The 23,265-nt window shown below is 63.7% G+C and carries 22 protein-coding genes; 10 read left to right on the forward strand and 12 right to left on the reverse strand.

Annotated features, from left to right (window positions below; genetic code table 11):
* Nucleotides 1-17: 17 nt before the first annotated feature.
* From NKI49_RS11035 to NKI49_RS11045, 3 genes are all read right to left on the reverse strand, one after another.
* A complete protein-coding gene (locus NKI49_RS11035; RefSeq protein ID WP_352598778.1) occupies nucleotides 18-710 on the reverse strand; it encodes a GntR family transcriptional regulator in 693 nt (230 codons plus the stop codon).
* 208 nt (nucleotides 711-918) lie between these two features.
* Nucleotides 919-2,073: an efflux RND transporter periplasmic adaptor subunit gene (locus NKI49_RS11040; protein WP_352598777.1), complete on the reverse strand. Its 1,155-nt coding sequence runs from the start codon at nucleotides 2,071-2,073 to the stop codon at nucleotides 919-921.
* A gap of 15 nt (nucleotides 2,074-2,088) precedes the next feature.
* Entirely contained in the window at nucleotides 2,089-5,265 is a 3,177-nt protein-coding gene (locus tag NKI49_RS11045) for an efflux RND transporter permease subunit (RefSeq protein ID WP_352598776.1), read from the reverse strand.
* 110 nt (nucleotides 5,266-5,375) lie between these two features.
* On the opposite strand from NKI49_RS11045, the gene NKI49_RS11050 reads away from it, so the two are divergent.
* Entirely contained in the window at nucleotides 5,376-5,681 is a 306-nt protein-coding gene (locus NKI49_RS11050) for a hypothetical protein (protein WP_352598775.1), read from the forward strand.
* 77 nt (nucleotides 5,682-5,758) lie between these two features.
* The gene (locus NKI49_RS11055) at nucleotides 5,759-6,349 is read left to right on the forward strand and encodes a TetR/AcrR family transcriptional regulator (protein ID WP_352598774.1); all 591 of its coding nucleotides are present in this window, start codon (nucleotides 5,759-5,761) and stop codon (nucleotides 6,347-6,349) included.
* 330 nt (nucleotides 6,350-6,679) lie between these two features.
* On the opposite strand, the gene NKI49_RS11060 is transcribed toward NKI49_RS11055, so the two are convergent.
* The 5 genes from NKI49_RS11060 to NKI49_RS11080 form a co-directional block, all read right to left on the reverse strand.
* A complete protein-coding gene (locus tag NKI49_RS11060) occupies nucleotides 6,680-7,702 on the reverse strand; it encodes a LacI family DNA-binding transcriptional regulator (RefSeq protein ID WP_352598773.1) in 1,023 nt (340 codons plus the stop codon).
* A gap of 132 nt (nucleotides 7,703-7,834) precedes the next feature.
* Nucleotides 7,835-8,626, reverse strand: a complete 792-nt coding sequence (locus tag NKI49_RS11065; protein WP_027023028.1) for an ATP-binding cassette domain-containing protein — start codon at nucleotides 8,624-8,626, stop codon at nucleotides 7,835-7,837.
* A gap of 3 nt (nucleotides 8,627-8,629) precedes the next feature.
* On the reverse strand, nucleotides 8,630-9,616 hold the full coding sequence (locus NKI49_RS11070; protein WP_352598772.1) for an ABC transporter permease: 987 nt from the start codon (nucleotides 9,614-9,616) through the stop codon (nucleotides 8,630-8,632).
* 118 nt (nucleotides 9,617-9,734) lie between these two features.
* Nucleotides 9,735-10,670 (reverse strand): substrate-binding domain-containing protein, encoded by a 936-nt coding sequence (locus NKI49_RS11075; RefSeq protein ID WP_352598770.1) that lies wholly within the window; start codon nucleotides 10,668-10,670, stop codon nucleotides 9,735-9,737.
* 285 nt (nucleotides 10,671-10,955) lie between these two features.
* Nucleotides 10,956-12,113, reverse strand: coding sequence for a fumarylacetoacetate hydrolase family protein (locus NKI49_RS11080; RefSeq protein ID WP_352598769.1), 1,158 nt, complete (start codon nucleotides 12,111-12,113; stop codon nucleotides 10,956-10,958).
* A 33-nt stretch (nucleotides 12,114-12,146) separates the two neighbouring features.
* On the opposite strand from NKI49_RS11080, the gene NKI49_RS11085 reads away from it, so the two are divergent.
* The 3 genes from NKI49_RS11085 to NKI49_RS11095 all read left to right on the forward strand — a co-directional run bounded on the left by NKI49_RS11085 (nucleotide 12,147) and on the right by NKI49_RS11095 (nucleotide 14,089).
* Nucleotides 12,147-13,040 carry a 2'-5' RNA ligase family protein gene (locus tag NKI49_RS11085; protein WP_352598768.1) on the forward strand — a complete coding sequence of 298 codons (894 nt, stop codon included), beginning with the start codon at nucleotides 12,147-12,149 and terminating at the stop codon, nucleotides 13,038-13,040.
* A 131-nt stretch (nucleotides 13,041-13,171) separates the two neighbouring features.
* Entirely contained in the window at nucleotides 13,172-13,525 is a 354-nt protein-coding gene (locus NKI49_RS11090) for a SnoaL-like domain-containing protein (RefSeq protein WP_352598767.1), read from the forward strand.
* 210 nt (nucleotides 13,526-13,735) lie between these two features.
* The gene (locus NKI49_RS11095) at nucleotides 13,736-14,089 is read left to right on the forward strand and encodes an ArsC family reductase (protein WP_352598766.1); all 354 of its coding nucleotides are present in this window, start codon (nucleotides 13,736-13,738) and stop codon (nucleotides 14,087-14,089) included.
* Between the two features lie 222 nt (nucleotides 14,090-14,311).
* Here the strand turns inward: NKI49_RS11095 and NKI49_RS11100 are convergent, their stop codons facing one another.
* From NKI49_RS11100 to NKI49_RS11110, 3 genes are read right to left on the reverse strand one after another with little or no spacing between them, the layout of a single operon-like run.
* A complete protein-coding gene (locus tag NKI49_RS11100) occupies nucleotides 14,312-14,665 on the reverse strand; it encodes a DUF488 domain-containing protein (protein WP_352598765.1) in 354 nt (117 codons plus the stop codon).
* Nucleotides 14,666-14,690: 25 nt separating this feature from the next.
* The gene (locus NKI49_RS11105; protein WP_352598764.1) at nucleotides 14,691-15,947 is read right to left on the reverse strand and encodes an aminopeptidase; all 1,257 of its coding nucleotides are present in this window, start codon (nucleotides 15,945-15,947) and stop codon (nucleotides 14,691-14,693) included.
* Entirely contained in the window at nucleotides 15,944-16,936 is a 993-nt protein-coding gene (locus NKI49_RS11110) for a LysR substrate-binding domain-containing protein (protein WP_352598763.1), read from the reverse strand. Before NKI49_RS11110 ends, NKI49_RS11105 begins: the two co-directional genes overlap by 4 nt.
* Before the next feature lie 93 nt (nucleotides 16,937-17,029).
* Here NKI49_RS11110 and NKI49_RS11115 point away from each other — a divergent pair, with 93 nt between their 5' ends.
* From NKI49_RS11115 to sbmA, 3 genes are all read left to right on the forward strand, one after another.
* Nucleotides 17,030-17,251, forward strand: coding sequence for a hypothetical protein (locus tag NKI49_RS11115; protein ID WP_352598761.1), 222 nt, complete (start codon nucleotides 17,030-17,032; stop codon nucleotides 17,249-17,251).
* 117 nt (nucleotides 17,252-17,368) lie between these two features.
* Nucleotides 17,369-18,529, forward strand: a complete 1,161-nt coding sequence (locus NKI49_RS11120; RefSeq protein WP_352598760.1) for a YbfB/YjiJ family MFS transporter — start codon at nucleotides 17,369-17,371, stop codon at nucleotides 18,527-18,529.
* Nucleotides 18,530-18,643: 114 nt separating this feature from the next.
* Nucleotides 18,644-19,903 carry a peptide antibiotic transporter SbmA gene (sbmA, locus tag NKI49_RS11125; RefSeq protein ID WP_352598759.1) on the forward strand — a complete coding sequence of 420 codons (1,260 nt, stop codon included), beginning with the start codon at nucleotides 18,644-18,646 and terminating at the stop codon, nucleotides 19,901-19,903.
* A 37-nt stretch (nucleotides 19,904-19,940) separates the two neighbouring features.
* Here the strand turns inward: sbmA and NKI49_RS11130 are convergent, their stop codons facing one another.
* The gene (locus tag NKI49_RS11130) at nucleotides 19,941-20,948 is read right to left on the reverse strand and encodes a polysaccharide deacetylase family protein (RefSeq protein WP_352598758.1); all 1,008 of its coding nucleotides are present in this window, start codon (nucleotides 20,946-20,948) and stop codon (nucleotides 19,941-19,943) included.
* A 197-nt stretch (nucleotides 20,949-21,145) separates the two neighbouring features.
* Here NKI49_RS11130 and NKI49_RS11135 point away from each other — a divergent pair, with 197 nt between their 5' ends.
* Nucleotides 21,146-21,811 (forward strand): tetratricopeptide repeat protein, encoded by a 666-nt coding sequence (locus tag NKI49_RS11135; RefSeq protein ID WP_352598757.1) that lies wholly within the window; start codon nucleotides 21,146-21,148, stop codon nucleotides 21,809-21,811.
* The gene (der, locus tag NKI49_RS11140; RefSeq protein WP_352598756.1) at nucleotides 21,808-23,247 is read left to right on the forward strand and encodes a ribosome biogenesis GTPase Der; all 1,440 of its coding nucleotides are present in this window, start codon (nucleotides 21,808-21,810) and stop codon (nucleotides 23,245-23,247) included. Before NKI49_RS11135 ends, der begins: the two co-directional genes overlap by 4 nt.
* Nucleotides 23,248-23,265: the final 18 nt, after the last annotated feature.

The raw sequence follows: 23,265 nt of genomic DNA on the forward strand, positions 1-23,265 counted from the left end.
GATTTTTGAGGAAATGATCAGGCGCCGTTCGAGGGACGCTGTTCGAAGCCACGCGCATAGGCAAGGAGCTCCTCGAAATCGAGATCGGTATGCTCGCGGGCATGGCGCTGGGCAGCGCGCATGTCGGTGCCCTTGAGCAGCCGCACATAGGTCTCGTGGATGTCCTCGGCCGGCACGGCTTGATTGCGTGCCTGCTGGTGCAGGGCGAAATACATCTGCAACCGGCTGGTCAGCCGCTGCCATGTATCCAGCAGCACCGAATTGTCGGCCCATTCATGGATCAGGCCGTGCAGTTGCAGCGCGGTCTCGATCTGGCGGGTGGTGTCGCGGTGGCGGGTGGCTTGCTTCACCGCTTCATGGCGGCGATCGAGCTCATCGAAGAAGCGCTGGTCGCGCAGCTTCCATGTCCGTTCGATGGCGAACTCGTCGAGCACCTTGTTGAGGGAATAAACATCGTCGATGTCCTTGGCGGTGACCTCGATGACGAAGGTACCGGCATAGGGAATGCTGGTCAGGATACCTTCCTGCACCAGTTCGCGCATTGCTTCGCGCAGTGGCGCGCGGCTCACTCGCATCTGTTCGGAAATACGAAGTTCGTTGAGCTTCTGGCCCGGTCCCAGTTGTCCGGTCAGGATCGCACGTCGCAGCAGCGCCACGATCTCGGCGCGGCGCGTCGTATCCGCGATCGGACTGAAATCCGCTTTCCCCATTCGGCCACTCCAAGAAACCGAAGACAACACAACCAGATTGTCGACAATCTAACAAGGAGCGATTTTCGGATTGGATAGGCAGACGCTCCGGGACCGCTTCGAAATTCGCACGGGCGGTCAAAAAGGGGCGGTGGGGTTGCTCGCGAAAGCGGCGCCCCGACCCGTGGGAAGGTCGGAGCGCCGCGCAGAAACCGGGCCTGCGGGGGTGTCAGGTAGCCGGTTTCTGAGGGAGTGGCGAAATCGGCATTCCAGGTCCGATCTTCTGCAGATTGCCTGTAATCACCTGGTCGCCTTCGGAGACGCCGCTGAGGATGGCCACCAGATCGCCGCTTGTCGGGCCAAGCGAGACCAGCCGCTGGTCGACCGTGTTGCCCTTGCCGACCACGTAGACATATTTGCCGAGCTGGCTGGAGCCCAGCGCCGTCTGCGGCACCATCAGCGCATCGGGCTGCTGCCTGACATGCAGCCGCACGCGAACATACTGGCCGGGCAGCAGCGTGAACTTGCCGTTGCCGATCGTGGCGCGCGCGGTGATGGTGCCGGTCGAGTGGTCGACCGTGTTGTCGATGAAGGTGAGCTGACCCTTCTGGTGGGCTGTGGTCTCGCCGGGAAGCAGGACCTCGACCTCGATCGGGCCGGCGGCGCGTGCCTGCTCGATCTCGGCCAGGTCCGTTTCGCTCGGATTGAAGGTGACGTAGATCGGGTCGAGCTGCACCAGCGTGTTGAGCACCGTGCCGGCGACGCTGACCAGCGTTCCGACCGAAGCCTGGTTGCGGCCCAGGCGCCCGGCGAACGGGGCGCGGATTTCCGAGTAGCTCAGATTGAGCTCCGCCGTGCGGACAGCCGCCTGGTTGAGCGCCAGCGAGGCCTGCGCCTCGCGCAAGGTGCTGGTGCGCTGGTCGAAACTATCCTTGGCCAGATAGCCGCTCTTGGCGAGCTCGGTGCCGCGGCCGAGATTGGAACGCGCATAATCGAGCGTCGCCGTATCGCGTTGGACCTGCGCCTTCGCCTGGTCGAGCGCGGCCTGGAAGTCGTCAGGCGAGATCTTGTAGAGAAGATCGCCCTGCCGCACGTCGGCGCCGTCCTCGGCGCTCTGCTCCTGCAGATAGCCCGGCACCCTGGCCTGCAGCGTGATGCTGCGTATCGACTCCGTGCGGGCGGCATAGTCTAGATAGATCGGGATCGTCTTCTTGACGACGCTCGCCACCGGCACCGGCATGACGAAGGCCGCTGGAGCGGGTGTTGCCGCTCCAGCCGAGTCGGCGCTGAGCCCGAGATTGCCCATGTCGAGCAGGTGCACGCTTGCCACCGAGATCGCACCTAGCGCGACAGCCGTTCCCAACGCTATTTTCCATTTACGCATGATCGATCTCCAATCTTATTCGGCCGCTTCCGCCAGGGGAGGGAAGGCGGGTTCGGCAGTTGGTTCAGTATGATGGGAAGCTGGCGAGCCGCCTCCACGGCGTTCGCGCAGCTGCTCGATGACGGCGTAGAAGACGGGCACGAAAACCAGCGACAGGATGGTCGCGGCGACCATGCCGCCAAACACGGTGGTGCCGATCGATTGCCGGCTGGCAGCACCGGCACCGGTGGCGTACATCAGCGGCAGCACGCCGAGGATGAAGGCAAAGGCCGTCATCAGGATCGGGCGCAGCCGCAGCCGTGCCGATTCCATCGCCGCCTCGACGATGCTCAGGCCTTCGTCGCGTCGCCGCCTTGCGAACTCGACGATCAGGATCGCGTTCTTGGCCGCCAGGCCGATCAGCATGACGAAACCGATCTGCGAATAGACGTCGATCTGCATGCCACGCGCCCACAGCGCGGCGAACGCGCCGAACAAGGCGAGCGGCACCGCCAGCAGCACCATGAACGGCATCGCCCAGCTCTCGTACTGCGCCGCCAGGATCAGGAAGACGAAGACGATGGCGAGGCCGAAGACGACCGACGCGATCGATCCTGCCTTGAGCTCCTGGAAGGTGATGCCGGTCCATTCGAAACCGAAATCCCTAGGCAGCGCGGTGGCGGCGGCCCGTTCCATCGCGGCGACCGCCTGGCCCGAGGAGAAGCCGGGGGCAGCGCCGCCATTGATCGAGGCCGAGGCGTTGTTGTTGTAGTGCGGCACGGTTTCCGGACCGACGAACGGCACGAGCTTGCCCAGCGTGCTGAGCGGCACCATGCCGCCGGAGGCATTGCGCACATAGAGCCGGGAAATGTCGGCCGCACCAGCGCGTGCATCCTTGTCGGCCTGGATGGTCACCCGGAAGGTGCGGCCGAACAGGTTGAAATCGTTCACGTAGAGCGAGCCGAGATAGATCTGCAGCGTGTTGAACACGTCAGGCAGGTTGAGGCCGAGCAGCTTGGCCTTGGCTCGATCGAGGTCGTAGTTGAACTGCGGCGTCGAGGTCGAGAACGGCGAGAACAATTGCTGCGGGTTGATTTCCGGCTGCTTGCGAGCCTCGGCGATCACGGCTTGCGTCGCGTCGTTGAGGGCCGAGCTGCCGCGCCCGGTGAGGTCCTCGACGACGAACTCGAAGCCGCCCGTGGTGCCGATACCCGGAATCGAAGGCGGATCGAAGCTCAGCGCGAAGGCTTCCGGAATCTGCATCAGCTTGCCGCGCACATCGGCGACGAGCTTCGACGCGCTCTGGTCGGGGCCGCGTTCCTCCCAAGGCTTCAGGATGGCGAACTCGACCGCCGAATTCGACTGCGCGGCACTGGTCAGGAAGTTCAGGCCGCTGATCGAGCCGACGATGTCGACGCCAGGCGTCGCCTGCAGGATGTCGCGCGCCTTCTGCGCCACCGCGTCGGTGCGCTCCAGCGAGGCGCCGTCGGGCAGCTGGATGACGACGAAGAAATAGCCCTGGTCCTCGACCGGAAGGAAGGTCGAGGGCAGACGCTGCCAGACGAAGTAGGTGGCGACCAGTCCGGCCGCGAACAGGCCGAGCATGATCCAGCGCAGGCGGATGAGGAAGCGCACGCCATGGGCATAGGCATGCGACAGCCTGTCGAAGCCGGTGTTGAACCAGCGGAACAGCACGAACTGCGAGCCCTGGCGATGGCGAAGGAAGGCGGCGCTGAGCGCGGGACTCAGCGTCAGCGAGTTGAAGGCGGAGATGCCGACCGAAATCGCCACGGTAAGCGCGAACTGGTTGTAGAGCTTGCCGGAAACGCCCGGAATGAAGGCGACAGGCACGAACACCGCCATCAGCACCGCGGTCGTGGCGATGATCGGACCGGTGACTTCGGCCATCGCGGCCTTTGTCGCCGCCAATGGCTTGAGCCCGGCCTCGAGCTGTCTTTCGACATTCTCGACCACCACGATGGCATCGTCGACGACAAGGCCGATCGCCAGCACCATGCCGAGCAGCGAGAGCATGTTGAGCGAGAAGCCCATCATCTCCATGACCACGAGCGTCGCCACCAGCGACACCGGAATGGCGATGGTCGGGATGATCGTGGTGCGCCAGCTCTGCAGGAAGATGAACACCACGGCGACGACCAGCACCAGCGCTTCGCCAAGCGTGATCAGCACGTCATGCATCGACGCCGAGACGAAGCGAGTCGTGTCGTAGTGCATGGCGTAGGAGACGCCCTTGGGGAAGCGGCCGGACAGTTCCTGCATCTTGTCCTTGACGCGCTGCTGCAGATCGAGCGCGTTGGAGCCGGGCATCTGGTAGACGGCGAGCACCACGGTCGGATCCTTGCCGAAGAAGGCCGACGACGAATATTGCAGCGCGCCGAGTTCGATGCGGGCGACGTCGCGCAGCCGCACCAGCGAGCCGGTGTCCGTGTTGGCGCGCACGACGATGTCGCCGAATTCCTTCGGATCGCTCAAGCGGCCGACGGCGTTGACCTGCATCTCGAAGGCGGTGCCGGCCGGGGCCGGCGACTGGCCGATCTTGCCGGCAGCCACCTGGACGTTCTGTTCGGCAATGGCATTCTGGACATCGACGGCGGTGATGCCGAGATTGGCGAGCTTGTCGGGATCGAGCCAGACGCGCATCGAATAGCGCCGCTCGCCGAAGATCTGCACGTCGCCGACGCCGGGCAGCCGCTTCAGCGGATCGACCACCTGCAGATAGGCAAGGTTGCTCAGCGCCACCGGATCGACCGAACTGTCGGGCGAAGTGAGGTTGACGATCAGGACGAAGTTCGGATTCTGCTTCTTGATCGTCACGCCGCCCTGGTTGACGATCGCTGGGAGCGACGAGGCCGCCTGCGAGACGCGGTTCTGGACGTCGACGGCGGCGGTGCTCAGGGAGTAGCCGACATCGAAGGTGATGGTGATGGTCGAGGAGCCGTCATTGGAGCTCGTCGACGACATGTAGGTCATGCCTTGCACGCCGTTGATCTGCTGCTCAAGCGGCGTCGTCACCGTATCGGCCACCACCTGCGCGCTGGCGCCCGGATAGTGGGCGCTGACCACGACCTGTGGCGGCGTGATGTCGGGAAACTGCGAGACGGGCAGCAGGAAATAACAAATCGTCCCGGCGAGCACCATGATGATGGCGATCGCCGAGGCGAAGATCGGACGATGGATGAAAAAGTTTACCACGACACACACGCCTCTCCGGCTGCTCTTGCCCTGCCGAAGGCACTGGCAACTCTCGACAACCGCTGGCCGCGCCGGGAATCCTCCGGCGAGCGCAGCAGCGGCACATCACGATGCGACTCTCGCGCACCGGCGAGCGAACGCAGCATTTTCTCGAAGGCGCGCGGATCGACGCCATCGGCTTTCATGACCAGCCGGATCATCGGATCCCGGACGGCTTCATCTATGGTAAGATCGCGGCGCTGTGGCATTGGCCGGCTCCTTGTGTGTCGGCCCGCAGCTATTGCTCGCGAACCGTTTTTCATCTCTTCACCGGCCGAAGCCGCATGACTGGCAATTTTTCATCCGTCCCAATCTGGCAGGACCAGTTCACGGCCTTGTTATTGACGACGGACGATATAGGTGTTACCAGTAAGTAACATTCTGGAAGTTACAGACCGGTAACACCCTAGTCAAGAGGTGGCCGAGGGATTTTTGGAAACGAAAGGAGATCATGATGACAGACGGCGTCGTGGAGCGCTCTCGTCCCCGGGATCGGATCCTGGAAACGGCGCGCGACATGTTCCACAAGCACGGCATCAAGGGCGTCGGCGTCGACGCCATCACCGAGGCTGCCGGCACGAACAAGATGACGCTCTACCGTCATTTCGAATCCAAGGACGAACTGATTGTCGAATGCCTGCGCGCCACCGCTTGCAAGGCGGGCGCGATGTGGGACGCATTCGAGGCCGAGTACCCCGGCGACAAGCTGGCGCAACTCCATGCCTGGGTTCGCAAGGCGGCCGACATGCTCAACGCTGACGGCCGCGGCTGCGACATGGCCAATGCCGCTGCCGAGCTGACTGAGCCGGATCATCCGGCCAGGCGCGTGATCAAGGAGCTCAAGGAAGCCCAGCGCGAACATCTGGTCGCGCTCTGCCGGGGTGCCGGCATCGGGCAGGCTGAACTTCTCGCCGATACGCTGTCGCTGCTGCTTGAAGGTGCGCGTGTCAGCGTGCAGACCGTCGGCGCCGAGGGCCCCAGCGCGCAATTCGTTCGTATGGCGGAAGGATTGATCCTGTCCTTCAGGGGCTCTGCGGCTATCTGAAGTCTCCCGCGGCGGCCGACGTCCCGTCGATCATATGACCGCTGACGTCCCGGTGCGCCCTGGCCGGGAATTGCTGCTGGCCGAAACGAAAAAAGCCCGCTGCCGGGAGGAGGTGGCAGCGGGCTCGATTTCGAATGTGGTGCGGGAGGAGGTGCACCCCACTCAGCGCCGGCATCGCATCTGGGAGGAGTAGATGGCCGACAACCAGAAACTACGAGTTGCCCAATGATTCGGCAATCATGAATCGTGCATAGCAGCTGTGCAGATTCGCCGTGACGCCCGCGAAAGTTGTGCGGTGTGACCGGAAAAGCTCACGTCCAGGGCCGCCAATCACTGCACCGGAACGTTTTCCCTGAAGATCAGTCGTGGTTCGATGAACTTCCGCGTCAGATACGGCGCCGATGATGCGATCGAGCCGAGCAGGCGGATGACCGACTGCTCGGCGATAAGCCTGGCATTCTGGTCGATGACGACATCGGCGAGATCATCGACCAGGTAACCGCGCGTTTCGCGTGTCAGGTCGTGGCAGATGAACACCGGCTTGCGGTTGGGCCTGGCTTCCCGGATTGCCTTTGCAACGCCCGAACGTCCGGCGCCGACGCAATAGATGCCCAGCAGTTCCGGCTCGTCGTGCAGCGCCTTCATGGTCTCGGCATAGCTGACGTCAGGCTCATCGTTGATGTCGACCGCGCTCGATATTGCCAGGTTGGGAAATTCTTCGCTCAGTACCGAGCGGAAACCCATTTCGCGTTCCTCATGGCCGCGGTAGGAGCGTGAGCCGACCACCATTGCCAGATGGCCCTCGCGGCCGCCGAGAAAGCGGCCCATCAACAGTGCCGCCGTCCGTCCGGCCACCCGGTTGTCGATGCCGACGTAGGCCGAGCGCGGCGCCGCCGGAATGTCCGACACCAGCGTCACCAGGCGGATGCCTGCATCGACGACGTCGCGCAGGATGTTGCGGGTGCGTGGATGATCGATGGCGATGACACCGACGCCGTTGACACTGAGCGAAAGGTTTTCGACGGCGCTCTGCAGCGCGTTTGGCGAGATGCCGGCAAGGTTGTGGATCCGGCACGAGGCGACGAGCGGCAGCCGCGCGGCATAGTCCTCGATATGTCCGGCCAGATCGCGCATGAAGGCATTGCTGCCGATCGGCAAAAGAAACTCGAGATGCGCCGGCCGCGAGGGAAGCGTCACCTGGTCGGCGACCGGCAGGTAGCCGAGCTGCTTGGCGGCCTCCATGACGCGCTGCCTGTTGGCCGCGCTGGCGCCCGCCCGGTTGTTGAGCACCCTGTCGACCGTTGCGGTCGACAGTCCGCAACTCCTGGCGATGTCGGAGACGGTTGCCTTCATGCCGCGACCCTATGCGCCGATGTGACGCCGCGCCAGACAAGCGATCCGCCGCAGGCGATGCGATCCGAGGCGACCGATGATTGCGCCCGGACGCGCATTCGGCCGCTTTCATGCAAGGGCTTTCGCCCGTGCTCAGTGCGACGGCTTGCCGTCGGCGATGGCATCGCGGATTTCCTTGTCCGACATGCCGGTGATGATCCGTTCGACTTCCGCCACGCTGGTCGTCTTCGGATCGATATCGTCGGCGACCACCTTGCCCCTGCGCATGACGACGATGCGGTCGACCACCTGGAAGACATGATGGATGTTGTGGGCGATGAAGATGCAGGAATGGCCGGAATCGCGGGCGCTGCGCACGAAACTCAGCACGCCCTGTGTTTCGGCGACCCCAAGGTTGTTGGTTGGTTCGTCGAGGATGATGAGGTCGCTGTCGAAATGCATGGCGCGCGCGATCGCCACCGCCTGGCGCTCGCCGCCGGATAGCGAACCGATCGGCGTCGTCGGCGGAATGTTTTTCGAGATGCCGACCTGCTTGAGCAGGTCGCGGGCAACGACGTTCATGGCCTCCTGGTCCATGCGGTTGAGGAAGCGCGGCGGCTTGATCGGTTCGCGTCCCAGGAACAGGTTGCGCGCGATCGACAGCTGCGTGACCAGCGCCGAGTCCTGGTAGATCGTCTCGATGCCGTGGGCGATGGCGTCGCTGGTGTTGCGCAAGCTCACCTTCTTGCCGCGGATGAAGATCTCGCCGCTGGTCAGCGGCACCGCGCCGGACAGCACCTTGATCAGCGTCGACTTGCCTGCGCCATTGTCGCCGAGCAGGCCGACGATCTCCCTTTCATTGACGTGGAAATTGGCATCCTCGAGCGCCTGTACGCGGCCATAGGACTTGCGGATGTTCTGCATGCGGATCAGTGGCTCGGCCATGGTTCAAGTCCCCGCCTGATGCCGGCGTTCCAGCCACGAATGCAGCGCCATCATGCCAAGGATGATCGCGCCGATGAAGATGTTGTAGGCAAGGCCGGGCACGCCGATCAGCACGATGCCGTTGCGCATCACGCGCAGGATGAGGATGCCGAGCACCGTGCCGATGATGGTGCCGCGCCCGCCGGTCAGTGCCGTGCCGCCGATCACCACCATGGCGATGACTTCGAGCTCGTAGCCGGTGCCGCTGTTGGGGTTGGCGGCGGACGTGCGCAGCGAGGAGATGACGCCGGCGAGCGAGGCCATGACCGATGACAGGATGAACAGCCCGACCTTGACCCGGCTGACGTTGACGCCGCGGGCGCGCGCCGCGCCGGGATTGCCGCCCGCCGCCTGTATCCAGTTGCCGGTGCGGCTTTGCGTCAGCACATAGCCCAGCGCGATGGCCGCGGCGATGAACCAGAACAGCGACATGTAGATGCGGAACGGCCCGATGAAGAAGTCGCCGACCAGCGCTTCCGCCAGCCAGCTGCCTTCCGCGCTCCAGGTGCGCTGCGGAAAACCGTCGGTGACGAACAGCGCGGTGCCGCGCACCACCAGCAGCATTCCGAGCGTCACCAGGAAGGACGGGATCTTGAGCTGCGTCACGAACCAGCCATTGACCAGCCCTATGAAGGCGGCGACCAGCAGCGCGACGATGAAGCCCACTTCCAGCGAGGTGAGGCCGCTGTTGAACAGCGTCCACATCAGCACCGGCGAGAAGCCGAACAGCGAGCCGACGGAAAGATCGAATTCGCCTGACGTCATCAGCAACGTCATCGCCAGCGCGATCAGGCCGAGTTCGACCGTGAACGCCAGCGTGTTGGAAATGTTCTGCGGTGACAGGAAGTCGTGATTGAAGCCCCAGAAAACGGCGATCTCGACGATGAGCAGCACGAACGGCCCGAATTCCGGCCGCGCGATCAGAAGTTGGGGGAGCGAGCGATTTTCCACTGGCAATCCGCGACATGGTTGGAACGGGCCGGAATCGCCACCGCATCGGGCGGGTCGCGGCGCAGGGAAGATGCCCGGCGCCGTGCGGGGAAAAGGGCGCGGCGCCAGGGATCGCGGGTTACTTGCCGGACAGGATCTTGTCGTAGACCTCGGCGGTGTCCTTTTCGTACAGCGCGCCGGTGATGACGTTGAAGCCCGGTGGAATCCCGCTGGCGGCCATGTTGGCCAGCGAAAGCGCCACATAGCTGGTCGCCTGCGGGTCCTGCCACTGGCCGGCATTGACGTAGCCGTTCAGCACTTCCTGGGTTGTGTCGAGCGAATTGCCCCACCCGACGACCGGAATTTCGCCCGGCTTGATACCGACCTGGTCGAACACCCGCTTGATCGAGCCGGTGACCAGGTCGCCGAGGCCGATGATCGCCTTGACCTTGGCCTTGTTGGCGGTGAGGTAGTCGACCATGCGGTTGATCACCTCTGCCTGGTCGAGCGTCGCTTCGGTCACTTCATAGGTGATGCCGAGCGGCTCGAAGACGCTCTTGATGCCTTCCTCTTCCTGGACGCCATAGGTGGCGCCGGGGATCTCGACCGGCATCCAGACGAAATCGCCCTTCTTCACCAGGCCCTTGTCGACCAGATATTGCGCCCAGTGCTTGCCGAAGGTGACGTTGTCGCCGCCGACATAGGCGTTGAAATTGGCCTTGGGATCGGGCGTGTTGAAGTTGATGATCGGGACGTTCGCCGCGCGGGCTTCCTTGACGATCTCGACAAGGCTGCCCGGATCGGGGCTCGTGGTGACGATGCCATCGGCCTTGGCGGAGAGGGCGGCGCGGACCGCTTCCTGCTGCGAGGCCACATCGCCATTGTGGAACGAGGTGTTGACGGTGTTGCCGGTATCCTTGGCCCATTGCTTGGCGCCGGCCAGGAAGTAGGTCCAGACCGGGTCGGCCGGGCCGCCATGCGAAATCCAGTAGAATGTCTTGGCCTGCGCCGCTGCCGGAATGACCGTCAGCGCCACCAGCAGGCCGAATAGAACCACTCTTAGCCGTGTCAGCATTTGATTTCCTCCCATTTTGAAGATGATCAGTCCGGATCCACCTCTTGTTCCGGCAAGAACCGGATCGCGCCTCCTTCGCCAGCACCGGTCGGATGCGTCAGAGCATCCTCTTTTCCGGCGGATGGCAAGCCTCCATCTGCAGATGTAGTTGGCGCCTGACGAGGCGCCATCAGCCAGCCCATCAGATTGCATCAGTTCAGGTGATTTTTCCGGCCTGAAGGATGATTGGCGCGGAAGCTCAGCCGAGCGGATCGCCTTCGGCGTGCTTGTTCGGGCCAGGCCCGGTCAGATAAGGTCGGCCTTCGCCAGCTCGCGCATCAGATGGCTGGCACCGTAGGTCCAGTGCGGGCAGTCTGGCGACAGCCGCACCCGGTTGACCAGCGCGCCGAACTTCTCCGACGAGATGGTGACGATGTCGCCGACCTTGTGGGTGAAGCCCTTGCCCTTCTCGCCACGGTCTTTCGACGGCACGAACATGGTGCCGAGATAGAGCGCCAGCCCGTCCGGATACTGATGGTGGGCGCCCATGGCGGCGGCGACCAGTTCCTCCGGCGAGCGGCTGATCTCGGCCATCGAACTCGCGCCTTCCAGCGAGAACCCGTCCTCGCCCTCGACCTTCAGGCGCACGACCGCCCGTTTCACGTCATCGATCGAGAAGGTGTCGTCGAACAGGCGGATGAAGGGACCCAGCGAGGCCGAGGCATTGTTGTCCTTGGCTTTGCCGAGCAGCAGCGCCGAACGCCCTTCGACGTCGCGCAGATTGACGTCGTTGCCGATGGTGGCGCCGAGGATCCTGCCGCTGCTGGCGGCGATCATGGCGATCTCGGGCTCCGGATTGTTCCAGGTCGATACCGGGTGCAGGCCGACATCGGCGCCGAAGCCGACCGAGGCCATGGGCTGGCATTTGGTGAAGATCTCGGCGTCGGGGCCGATGCCCACTTCCAGATATTGCGACCAGGCGCCGCGTGCGATGAGCTTGGCCTTGATCTCCATCGCCTCGGGCGAACCGGGCTTCAGTTTCGAAAGATCATGGCCGATCAGCCCGGCAATGTCGGCGCGGATGGCATCGGCCTTCTCGGCCGAACCGCGCGCCTGCTCCTCGATCACGCGTTCCAGCAGGCTGACGACGAAGGTAACGCCCGACGCCTTGACCGCCTGTAGGTCGACCGGAGACAGGAGGTAGGGTTTTGCCGGATCGCGCGTGGCCTGGAAACTGTTGGCCGCGATGGCGTCGAGCGACCCGATCGGTCTGCCTTTCGCCGAGCGCACATGCCCCGCCGGATCGGTCATCTCGCAAATATCACGCACGGTCGGTGCCGTGCTCGACGTGATGTCGAAGACCGTGCCGTCACGCACCGTGATCACCAGCGGGTACGAGGCGCCGCTGCTCCTGGCGCGGCCGACAAAAAGTCCCTCGGCGGGCAACTGCGTCGGATTCGTCATGGCGTTCGGTCCTCTGATCATCGAAAATGCGGCTTGCCGGATCGACGCGGCACTTTCACCGGATTCCTGTCAAAGGTCTATCCCGCATGTGGTGATCCAGGCGCCATGTTTGTCGGCGAGATGCCGGCTTTCGGCGGTGGTGGCGACAGGCGCACCATGACGCCAGGCCTCCTTCAAGGCCGGATGCGCGCATGGGTGCCGAAGCGCCGGCGCCTGTGGTATTTTTGGCTTGCATTTGTTCTTGTTTTGTTCTATAACTCGCGACCTGATTCAATTTGCCGGATGGGATCGGTCATGAGTGGACAACCTGCATTTGGAATTGCGAAGAACGGCCAGGCCTTTTTCCGCTGGGAACAGGCCGGGAAGCATTTCCACCGGCTGTTCTTTGCCATTCTCGTCGGCAGCGCGATTGCTGGTCGTCTCGCGCGAAGGGCCATGGCCTGGAACCGTGAGTTCGGATTGCAAGGCTGGCTGGTTCCGGAAAACCACATCCACATCTCGCTTGTCGGCCTTGGCGACCATGAGGAGTATCCGCAAGAGCTGGCGGAGACCGCCTGTTATATCGGATCGATGATCGTTGCGAAGCCCTTCGAGGTTTCGTTCGATCGCTTGTCGGCTTTTGGCGGTGGTGCGCTGGTCCTGCGCGGCAGCGATGGCAATCCGGCGCTGCAAAAGTTCTGGCGTGATCTGACGGCGGTGATCTCGGACAGCCCGTTGAAACCCTTTCTCACCAGGTCCATTGAACCGCATGTTACGTTGCTTCGTGACGAGGTGGGCGTTCCCAAAATTCGCGAGCGGTCGATCGATCCGGTCGGCTGGACTGTCCGCGATTTTGTACTCATCCACAGTCTCATCGGGAAGGGTGCCTACAAGCATCCCGGACGCTGGCAACTGACCGGCCAGGACGATGCACTGCCCGCCATGTGAGCGCCTGGAATCGTCCTCACATGCGCCGCGCGGTCCTCATCCTGACATGATATGTCAGCTACCAACCGGAACGAGCATGGCAGGCAGCGGGCTGTTCCCTATTTGCAATAAGATCCGAACAGGAGGAACACATGACCATCGCGGATATTGCCAAGCATTTCACCGAACTTCTCAAGCAGGGCGACAACGAAAGTGCTGCCGAGAAATACAATGCCGACGACATCGTCAGCTACGAAGCGATGGACGGGCCGATGGCCGTCTGCCGTGGCAAGGACGCCGTCAAGCAGAAAGGCCAGTGGTGGCAGGAAAACAACGAGGTCCATGGCGGCTCGGTCGAGGGCCCTTATGTCAACGGCGACCAGTTCGCTGTGCGCTTCACATTTGACATAACGCCCAAGGCCACAGGCCAGCGTGTCACCATGGACGAGGTTGGCCTGTACACGGTCAAGAACGGCAAGATTGCCGAAGAGCGCTTCTATTATTGAGGTCGAAATCGCGCTCGGTGTTCGGCACATTTCGCCGCATCCTCCAGGACCAGGCGGCCAGGATCATCTCCTGGCCGCGGTCCGACTTGGTGCACGTCCGTGCCCCCCGCCATTGAAGAAATTCATCTCTTGATGGTTTTGGCGGGTCGCTGGCAAAGCGCGCGGGGCGTCCTTAATCTGCGGTCGGTTTCGAATCCGAAAGGCCCCGTTTTGACGATCACCATGTACGGCATCACCACCTGCGACACGATCAGGAAGGCACGCGTCTGGCTGGAAGGCCATGACGTCGCCTATCGTTTTCACGATTACCGGGCAGAGGGGCTGGATGCCGAGCGGCTGGATGGCTGGGTCGGCAAGGTTGGCTGGGAAATCCTGCTCAACAAGGCAAGCACGACGTTCCGCGAGCTGACGGACAGGGACAAGCAGGGCTTGGACGGGAAGAAGGCCAAGACGCTGATGCTGGCCCAGCCGACGATGATCAAACGCCCGGTGCTGGAGGTCGGCGACCGGATTCTCGTCGGCTTCAAGCCGGATGCTTATGAGGCGGCGGTGGGCGGGAAGTAGAACAACACTCCGTACGCTGCGTTCCTTCGCGCCCCCCTCTGTCCTGCCGGACATCTCCCCCACGAGGGGGGAGATTGGCCGTCACCCCGGCTTTCGCGAAATCGCCAACGTCGCAGGAGCGAGCGGAGCACCGAAGCTGCCGATCCCCCCCAAGTGGGGGAGATGTCCGGCAGGACAGAGGGGGGCGCTGTCCCATAGGCGTTCGAAAGTACCGGAAGAACATCACCCCCCGCCCAAATACCCCATCAGCGCCACTGCATTGTTGCGCGCCTCGTCGTGGGCGCCGTAGAGCAGCGTCACCTTGCCTTCGCCGAGCAGGCCACGCAGTTGCGCCACCGCCTCGCCATTCCTATCCAGCTCGGCTGCATACCGCTTCTGAAACTCCGCCCAGCGCTCGGGCTCATGCCCGAACCATTTGCGCAACTCGTCGCTCGGCGCGATCTCTTTCAGCCACAGCGTCAGCGCGGCATCTTCTTTGCGGATACCGCGCGGCCAGATGCGGTCGACCAGCACCCGCTGGCCGTCGGCCTTTTCGGGCGCTTCGTAGATGCGCTTCACCGCGATATCGAAGGCCACCAAGCCCTCCTCGGGAGCGATCCGCTCAGACCCACTCGCCCTTGCGCATGACGGGCACGCGGCTGCCGTCCTTGTGGACGCCGTCTATATCGATCCTGTCCGAACCGATCATCCAATCGATATGGATGAAGCTCTTGTTGCCGCCGCGCGCGGCGATCTCGTCCTGGCTGAGCGACGCGCCGTCGACGAAGCACTTCGAATAGCATTGTCCGAGCGCGATGTGGCAGGCGGCGTTCTCGTCGAACAGCGTGTTGAAGAACAACAGGCCGCTCGCCGAGATCGGCGAGGAATGCGGCACCAGCGCAACTTCGCCGAGCCGCCGCGAACCCTCGTCGGTGTCCAGCACCTTCTTCAGCACATCCTCGCCCTTCGAAGCCTTTGCCTCGACGATCCTGCCTTCTTCGAAACGCACCGAGATGTCGTCGATCAGCGTGCCTTGGTAGGACAGCGGCTTGGTCGAGGAGACATGGCCCTCGACCCGCCTTGCATGCGGCGTGGTGAAGACTTCCTCTGTCGGGATGTTGGGATTGCAGGTGATGCCGTTCTTGGCGGTCGAGGCGCCGCCCATCCACTCATGGCCGTCCGCCAGCCCGACCGTCAGGTCGGTGCCCGGGCCGGTGAAGTGCAGCGCGTGGAAATTATGGCCGTTGAGCCATTCGGTGCGGCCGCGCAGCGCTGCATTATGCGCCTTCCAGTTGCCGATCGGATCCTCCACGTCCACTCGCGACGCGGCGAAGATGGCGTCGGCGAGCTTCGCCACGGCAACGTCGTCGGCGTCGCCGGGAAAAACCTGCTTGGCCCAGGCGAGGTCCGGGTAGGCGACGATGTTCCAGTTGATGTCGAAGCCGGTGATCTTTTCCAGGGCCGGCTGGTAGGCCATCGAATTGGCCTTGTTGGCGCGCGCCACTTTCGCCGGATCCTGCGCCGACAACAGCGAGGGATCCTCGCCGCGCACGGCAAGCCTGGCCGCATTGTTGGAGAAGGCTTTCGCCATGCCTTCATAGAGCCAGCCGGCGGCGCGGTCGAAGCCGGCATCGGCGCCGAACCGGTAGCGCGCCAGCGTCATCTCGTCGTCGTTGAAGATCGGCGTCACCAGCCCGGCGCCGGCCTTGTAGGCGTGTTCGACGATGCGCCTGGTCAGCGGCAATGCCGCGATCGACGACGTCAGCACCAGGTCCTGCCCCGGCTGCAATTGCAGTCCGACCTTGATGGCGACCTCCGCCAGCCTGTCGAGCTTCACCGGGTCGATCGTTGCGGAAACGCCGCGCGAATGTGTGGTCATGATCCTGCCTGCCGTAGTTTGATGTCAGACCCTACATAGACCGGCGCCACGGTGCTTTCCACCGCGATCGCGCCAGCGGTTCCTTTAGCCGCCGACCCGAACCGCGCCATCGTCGCCTCGATCTCCTCCTTGATCCAGAGCTTGAAATCCCGGACCTTGCGGCTTTCGGGCCTGGTCGAGGAGGTCACCAGCCAGTAGCCGAGCCCGCTCTGGGCGCGGATCCCGAAAGGCGCCACGAGCCGCCCGTCGGCCAGCGCATCGGCGGCGAGCAATTGCCAGCCCAGCATCACGCCATGGCCGGCGATCGCCGATTCCAGGCACAGCATCGGATCGGTGAAGCGCGCGCCTTTCTGAAAGGTGACGGGTTCGACGCCGGCCGCCGCGAACCAGCTTTCCCAGTTGATCATCGCCCGCTCGTCGGTGATCGCGCAGGTCTTGGAAAGATCCTCGATCGATTTCAGTTTCCTGGCGATGTCAGGGGCGCAGACCGGGAAGACTTCCTGCGCCAAGAGCAGTTCCGCCCGCCCGCCCGGCCATTTGCCGTCGCCAAGCCGGATGGCGATATCGATGTCGGAACGATCGAGATCGGCCAGCCGCACCGAGGCGTCGATGCGCAGGAGCACGTTGGGATGGCGGGCGAAGTGGCGCGACAGTCGCGGCAGCAGCCATTTCGAGGCAAAGGCCGGCGCCACCGAAACCACCAATGTGCATTGCGTCGCTTCGTCGGCCAGTGCGACGGCCTGGGCAAGCTCGCGAAAGCCCGTGCTGAGGCGGGCCGCGAACGCGGCGCCGAACTCGGTCAGCACCAGGCCGTTCGCGGTGCGTTCGAACAGCGCCTGGCCAAGCTGCTTCTCGGTGCGGCTTATCTGCTGGCTGACCGCGCTGGAGGAAACGTTGAGTTCACCGGCCGCCGCCGCGAGCGAGCCGAGACGGGCAACGGTTTCGACGGCGCGTAGGCCGTTGAGGTGGACGCGGTTGAGCATGGCCATTTGAGTTTTTCTAAACCGATCCGGCTGAAATCTCAATTGATAGACATGCCGAAACGGCGGACTTTGGCGCAAGGACATACTCCGGAGCCGGAAATGTTGAGAATGCTGTCGTCGCTGAAGGTCCTGTTCGCCGTGGACGCGCTGCACGAGCCGCGTTGGCGGTACGAGCCACAGATATGGCTGACCGATCCGCTTTCGCATCCGGTGCTGGACACGATGTCGGAGCGCGAACTGGGCGATGTTCCGTTCAGGCTGACGGCACGGCGCACGGTGCATGAGACCGCTTCGTTGCATGGCTGCGGCGGACGCTGTTGAGCCGACTCCACGCTCACCGATCAGGCAAAAGCAGGGGACGAGCGCGGAACTCCGCAATAGCACTGGCCTAACAAAGGCCGATTGTTTCGTCCGTTCGCACACTTATTGTGCGCTGCAATGACATCAGCCACGTCAACAGCGCTGCGTTTCGCTTTCGCCGGCATGATCGCCATGGCCGTCGCCATGGGTATCGGCCGTTTCGTCTACACGCCGATCCTGCCCGGCATGATGGAGGAACTGCGTCTAACGCCGGCCGATGCCGGCTGGATCGCCTCCGCCAATTATCTCGGCTACCTCGTCGGCGCGCTGGCGGCGGGCGGTGGCTGGGCGCATGGCCGCGAGCGCCTGCTGATGCTGGCGGGTCTTGGCGCCAGCACCGTGCTTGCGGCGCTGATGGGACTGACCGACGCGATGGCGGCCTTTCTCATCATCCGATTTCTAGCCGGCCTGGCCAGCGCCTTCGTCATGGTGTTCATGGCCAGCATCGTCTTCAGCCGCATCGCCGGCGCCGGTCGCGGCGATCTTCAGGCATGGCATTTCGGCGGCGTCGGCCTCGGCATCGCGCTATCGGCGGTGATGATGGCGGTGCTGGTCACGGTACATGCCGGCTGGGCGGCGGGCTGGCTGTGGTCGGCGGCAATTTCGGCTTGCGGTTTCGTGCTCGTGGCGCTGTTGGCAAATGAGGGCCCGCTCACCGATGGCGAAGCCGCGGGCGAACCCGCATTGCCGAAAGACCGGTCGTTGATGAAGATCATCGTCGGCTACGGCCTGTTTGGCTTCGGTTATGTGGTGACGGCGACATTCCTGGTCGCCATAGTCAGGCAAGGCGGCGGTGGCCGCGTCTTCGAGGCTGTCGTCTGGATGGCCGCCGGCCTTGCCGCCTTTCCCTCGACCTGGCTCTGGCAGAAGATCGCCGCAGGGATCGGGCTCCATGCCGCCTATGCCCTGGCATGCCTGATCGAAGTTGTCGGCGTTGCCGCCAGCGTGGCGGTCGGCGGCCGCACCGGGCCGCTGCTCGGCGGCCTGCTGCTGGGCGGCACCTTCGTCGCCATCACCGCACTTGGCCTGCAGGCGTCACGGCAGCAGGCGCCAAGGGCGCCCCGGCGCATCTTCGCCTTGATGACGGCTTCCTTCGGTCTTGGCCAGATCGTCGGCCCGATCGCCGCCGGGCTGCTGGCGCAGGCGTCAGGCGATTTCTTCCTCGCGTCCATCGCCGCCGCGGCCATGCTGGTCGCCTCCGGCGCCATCATATGGTCGGCTGCGCCAAAATCGCCATGATTTGCCGTCTTGCTCGAAGCCGGGCATCGGGCAGGCATTTTCTTTCCCACTAATGTGTGACCTTATGCCCGCTAAACCCCGCTGATTTGCGCAGAGACCGAGGAATTCGCCACAGTGTTCGTATCTTTTTTCCCGCAGCCGAAGCTGTTTTTCTCTTCGGCGGCCGCCTGGAGCCTTGCGGCAATCCTGTTCTGGTTTTTCGGCGGTGAGCAACTGGGCGCTGTTTTCGGCCTGCCGGCGGTGGCGGCCGGCGTGCCGCCCATCATCGGCATCGCCGTGCTCGTCTCGAAACCGTTTCTCTGGTTCTATATCTACTTCGCGTTTTGCGTGATCGCTTTCTATGCGTTCTGGAGCTGGTATTCGCCGCATCCGTGGCAGCGCTGGTCGATCTTGATGACGGCGGTCATTTTGTTCTTCATCTATTTCAATGTGCAGGTCAGCGTCGCCGTCAACGCCTGGTACGGCCCTTTCTTCGATTACGTGCAGGGGCTGATGTCGGGGACCGGAACGTCGACAAACGGCGAATTTTATACCGGACTGGCCGACTTCTCGTGGCTCGCGCTGGTTGGCATGAACGTGCAGGTGGTCAACGCCTTCATCGTCAGCCACTGGATCTTCCGCTGGCGAACGGCGATGAACAACTACTTCGTTGAGAACTGGGGCAGGCTGCGCCACATCGAGGGCGCCTCGCAGCGTATCCAGGAGGACACGATGCGGTTCTCGCAGATCATGGAAGATCTCGGCTCCAGCTTCGTCCAGTCGATCATGACCCTGATCGCCTTCCTGCCGGTCATGATCCAGTTGCAGGCCCATATCACCGAGTTGCCGATCATCGGCACGGTCCCGCAGCCATTGGTCGTCGCAGCGCTGGCCTGGTGTCTGTTCGGAACGATTTCGGTCATGATTGCCGGCCTGAAACTTCCAGGGCTACAGTTCCGCAATCAGCGCGTCGAAGCGGCTTACCGCAAGGAACTCGTCTATGGCGAGGACAATGCGGACAGGGCCCAGCCCGCCACCACCGCCGAGCTGTTCGCGAATGTCCGTCACAACTATTTCAGGCTCTATTTCCACTACATCTATTTCAACGTCGTCCGGTACACCTACCTTCAGGCCGACAACATTTTCTCGCTGCTGATCCTGGGTCCGTCGCTGGTTGCGCACAAGATAACGTTCGGTGCGCTGAACCAGATCTCGAACGCATTCGGCAAGGTGACGGGCTCGCTGCAGTTTCTGCTCACCTCCTGGTCGACCATCGTCGAACTTCAGTCGGTCCACAAACGCCTGCGGGCCTTCGAGGCGACGTTGCTGGGCGAGCCATTGCCTGAAATCGACCAGCGCTACCTGGCAAGGCAGGGCGCCGAGGATCCGGCCTAGGAGAACATCGAGGTTAGATGCGAATCGGCTGGGCGGCTCAGCCGCCCACCGCCGGCTGCTTTTGGCCGGCATCCTGTCGCGAGATATAATCGCGAAAACTGATGCATTCGACATCGGCCTTCACGCAGACCTCGCCGGCGAAGCGCTCGAGCGCGTTCCAGTAGGCGCCGTCATTCATCAAGGCGAAATGGAAGCCGAGTTCGAGCGGGATGCGCTTGCCCTGGTATTGTGCGTCGAAGGCGGCGCGGAAGGCGTCGTATGTCCGGCTGGCGAACTCGTCCGCCTGGCTCGGTCGCTCGAAACCTCCGGAATGCCTGACGTAGAGATTGTAATCCATGGCGATCACCGGCCTTGATTTCGGGCCTTCCGGAATCTGCGGCAGCGAAAAGCGCGTGATGCCGCTGGCGGCTGCCGGCGAAACAGGCCCCTGCGAGACGCTGCTGGCGTCGAACTCGTAGCCGGCGGCGGACAGTGCCGCGTAAAGCGCCTTGTTCGCCGACAGATATGGCGCGCGAAAACCGACAACCGCATGCCGCGCGAAATCGCGCCAGCCCTGGGGTTCTGGCGCGATGCCGTTGATCGAATAGGCGTTCTCGAGAATGTGCTCGAACGAGCCGAATTCCTTCAGCCAGTCGGCCTCGCTCCAGTCCTTGCCGTCGAAATGGCCGCAGCCATGGCTGGCGATGTCGTGACCTTCCGAGGCCGCAAGCCCGATCTGCTCGAGCCGCTCGGTCACCTCCTGCCTGGAGGCGGCAAAGCCGATATTGGATTTGCCCGATGTCTTGCCCGGCGGCGTGTACTGGTTGCGTGTCTCCGGCGACAGCAGGAAGACGCAGGACAGAAAATAGGTGAAATGCGCGCCGCTGCGTTGCGCCAGCGCCCGGCTGCGCTTCCACTGCGAGATGTCGCGGGCGCTGTCGAACGAGATGATCACCACCTGCTTCGGCTTGGCCGGCGTTGGCGGCGCGGGCGGGTCGGCCCAGGCCCCACCGCAAACGGCGAGCGAGCCAAGCGAAAACGCAACAACGCGGAATGGACGAAGCATCGGCGATCTGATCTGGGTTCGGGGAAATGTCTGAAAGCCGGCTAGCGGGCAAATGTGGCTTCGGTGCGGTCGCTCTTTGTGGTCGCTTGGCGCGCGATACGCCGATTTTCCGGCCGAACCCCTTCCATGCCGACGAAATTTCGCTAAAACGCGGGCTCGTGAACCGCCCCGGCCCGGGGCAGGAATGGTTTTGATTGATGTCCGACGACAGTTTTATCCGTGAAGTCAACGACGAGATGCGCCGCGAACAGGCGCAGGCGCTGTGGGACCGTTTTGGTCCGGCCGTGCTCGTCCTGGCCGTTCTCGTGGTGCTCGGCACCGCCGCCTTCGTCGGCTATCGTTATTGGGACGAGACGCGCGCCAACCGTTCAGGCGATGCGTTCTCGCAGGCGCTGAAGCTCGCCAATGACGGCAAGAGCGACGATGCGCTGACCGCGCTCGACCAGCTGGAGAAGGATGGCTACGGCGCCTATCCGCTGCTCGCCCGCATGCGCGCCGCAACCGTCAAGGCGGACAAGGGCGACGCTGCCGCCGCCGTCAAGGATTTCGACGATGTCGCCGCCGACACCGCGATCCCCGCCGGCATTCGCGACATCGCGCGTCTCAGGGCGGCGCTGCTGCTTGTCGACCACGGCTCCTTCGCCGATGTCTCCAGCCGCGTCGAGGCGCTGACGTCGGACACCAACACGTTGCGCCACACGGCGCGCGAGGCGCTCGGCCTTGCCGCCTGGAAGGAAGGCAAGACGCAGGACGCGCTGAAATTGTTCGACCAGATCGCCTCCGATGACGGCGCGCCGCGCAACACGCGTGAGCGGGCAACGCTGATGTCCGAGCTGATCCGCGGCTCCGGCAGTGCGTCGTGACCTTCAAAGTCGCCATCATCGGCAGGCCTAACGTCGGCAAATCGACCCTTTTCAATCGGCTGGTGGGAAGGAAGCTGGCGCTTGTCGACGACACGCCCGGCGTCACCCGCGACCGTCGCGTCCACGCGGCAAAACTCTACGACCTGCATTTCGACGTAATCGACACCGCGGGCTTCGAGGACGCCGCTGCGTCGACCTTGCCTGGCCGCATGCGCGCGCAGACCGAGATCGCCATCCGCGAGGCCGATCTGATCTTCTTCACCATCGACGCCAAGTCGGGCCTGCTGCCGGACGACAGGACCTTCGCCGAAATCGTGCGCAAGTCCGGCAAGCCGGTCGTGCTGGTCGCCAACAAGGCCGAGGCGAAGGGCGCGCAAGGCGGCATGCTGGAGGCCTGGGAACTCGGCCTCGGCGAGCCGATCCCGGTCTCGGCCGAACACGGCCAGGGCATGCCCGACCTGCGTGACGCGGTGATCGGCGCGCTCGGCGAGGCGCGCGCCTTCGGCGAGGACGAAGACGGCGAAGACGAAGAAATCGCCGCCGGCGAAGTGCTGATCGGCGAGGACATCGCCGACCCGGACGCCGAGGAAGCGCCGGCCTATGACGACACCAAGCCGATGCGCATCGCCGTCGTCGGCCGCCCGAACGCCGGCAAGTCGACGCTGATCAACGCGCTGATCGGCGAGGAGCGGCTGCTCACCGGACCGGAAGCCGGCATCACCCGCGATTCGATTTCCGTCGACTGGGACTGGCGCGGCCGCCGGATGAAACTGTTCGATACGGCGGGCATGCGCCGCAAGGCCCGGATCCACGAGAAGCTGGAAGTGATGTCGGTGCAGGACGGTTTGCGCGCCATTCGCTTCGCCGAGATCGTCATCATCGTGCTCGATGCCACCATTCCCTTCGAGAAGCAGGATCTGCAGATCGCCGACCTGATCATCCGCGAAGGCCGGGCGCCGGTGATCGCCTTCAACAAATGGGATCTGATCGACCACCCGCAGGAGCTTCTGGCGGAACTGCGCGAGAAGACCGAGCGGCTGCTGCCGCAGGCGCGCGGCATCCAGGCCGTGCCGGTCTCGGCCGAAACCGGGCGCGGCCTGGACAAGCTGATGGACGCGGTGCTGAAGACCCACAAAGTGTGGAACAGCCGCGTTTCGACCGGCAAGCTGAACCGCTGGCTGGAAAGCATCCTGGCGCATCATCCGCCGCCCGCCGTCGCCGGGCGCCGGCTGAAGGTCAAATATGTCACGCAGGCCAAGACGCGGCCGCCGGGCTTCGTTGTCCAGTGCTCGCGGCCGGACGCGATGCCGCAATCCTACGTCCGCTATCTCTCGAACAGCTTGCGCGAAGCCTTCGACATGCCCGGCGTGCCGATCCGCATAGCGCTTCGCACATCGGACAATCCGTTCGCGGGGCGGGCGAAGAAGCGCGGCTGAATGCCGGCGCCGGCGATC

Origin of the sequence: Mesorhizobium sp. M0587, assembly GCF_040320945.1 — a bacterium.
In the GTDB taxonomy this organism is placed as follows: Bacteria; Pseudomonadota; Alphaproteobacteria; order Rhizobiales; family Rhizobiaceae; genus Mesorhizobium.

Bases quoted from the DNA above. Each gene is read 5' to 3' on its own strand.
- NKI49_RS11075 (WP_352598770.1), bottom strand. From the start codon at position 10,670: ATGCTGACACGGCTAAGAGTGGTTCTATTCGGCCTGCTGGTGGCGCTG.
- NKI49_RS11035 (WP_352598778.1), bottom strand. From the start codon at position 710: ATGGGGAAAGCGGATTTCAGTCCGATCGCGGATACGACGCGCCGCGCC.
- NKI49_RS11055 (WP_352598774.1), top strand. From the start codon at position 5,759: ATGACAGACGGCGTCGTGGAGCGCTCTCGTCCCCGGGATCGGATCCTG.
- NKI49_RS11110 (WP_352598763.1), bottom strand. From the start codon at position 16,936: ATGGCCATGCTCAACCGCGTCCACCTCAACGGCCTACGCGCCGTCGAA.
- NKI49_RS11130 (WP_352598758.1), bottom strand. From the start codon at position 20,948: ATGCTTCGTCCATTCCGCGTTGTTGCGTTTTCGCTTGGCTCGCTCGCC.
- NKI49_RS11040 (WP_352598777.1), bottom strand. From the start codon at position 2,073: ATGCGTAAATGGAAAATAGCGTTGGGAACGGCTGTCGCGCTAGGTGCG.
- NKI49_RS11090 (WP_352598767.1), top strand. From the start codon at position 13,172: ATGACCATCGCGGATATTGCCAAGCATTTCACCGAACTTCTCAAGCAG.
- NKI49_RS11135 (WP_352598757.1), top strand. From the start codon at position 21,146: ATGTCCGACGACAGTTTTATCCGTGAAGTCAACGACGAGATGCGCCGC.
- NKI49_RS11105 (WP_352598764.1), bottom strand. From the start codon at position 15,947: ATGACCACACATTCGCGCGGCGTTTCCGCAACGATCGACCCGGTGAAG.
- NKI49_RS11050 (WP_352598775.1), top strand. From the start codon at position 5,376: ATGCGACTCTCGCGCACCGGCGAGCGAACGCAGCATTTTCTCGAAGGC.
- NKI49_RS11120 (WP_352598760.1), top strand. From the start codon at position 17,369: ATGACATCAGCCACGTCAACAGCGCTGCGTTTCGCTTTCGCCGGCATG.
- NKI49_RS11080 (WP_352598769.1), bottom strand. From the start codon at position 12,113: ATGACGAATCCGACGCAGTTGCCCGCCGAGGGACTTTTTGTCGGCCGC.
- NKI49_RS11065 (WP_027023028.1), bottom strand. From the start codon at position 8,626: ATGGCCGAGCCACTGATCCGCATGCAGAACATCCGCAAGTCCTATGGC.
- NKI49_RS11060 (WP_352598773.1), bottom strand. From the start codon at position 7,702: ATGAAGGCAACCGTCTCCGACATCGCCAGGAGTTGCGGACTGTCGACC.
- NKI49_RS11115 (WP_352598761.1), top strand. From the start codon at position 17,030: ATGTTGAGAATGCTGTCGTCGCTGAAGGTCCTGTTCGCCGTGGACGCG.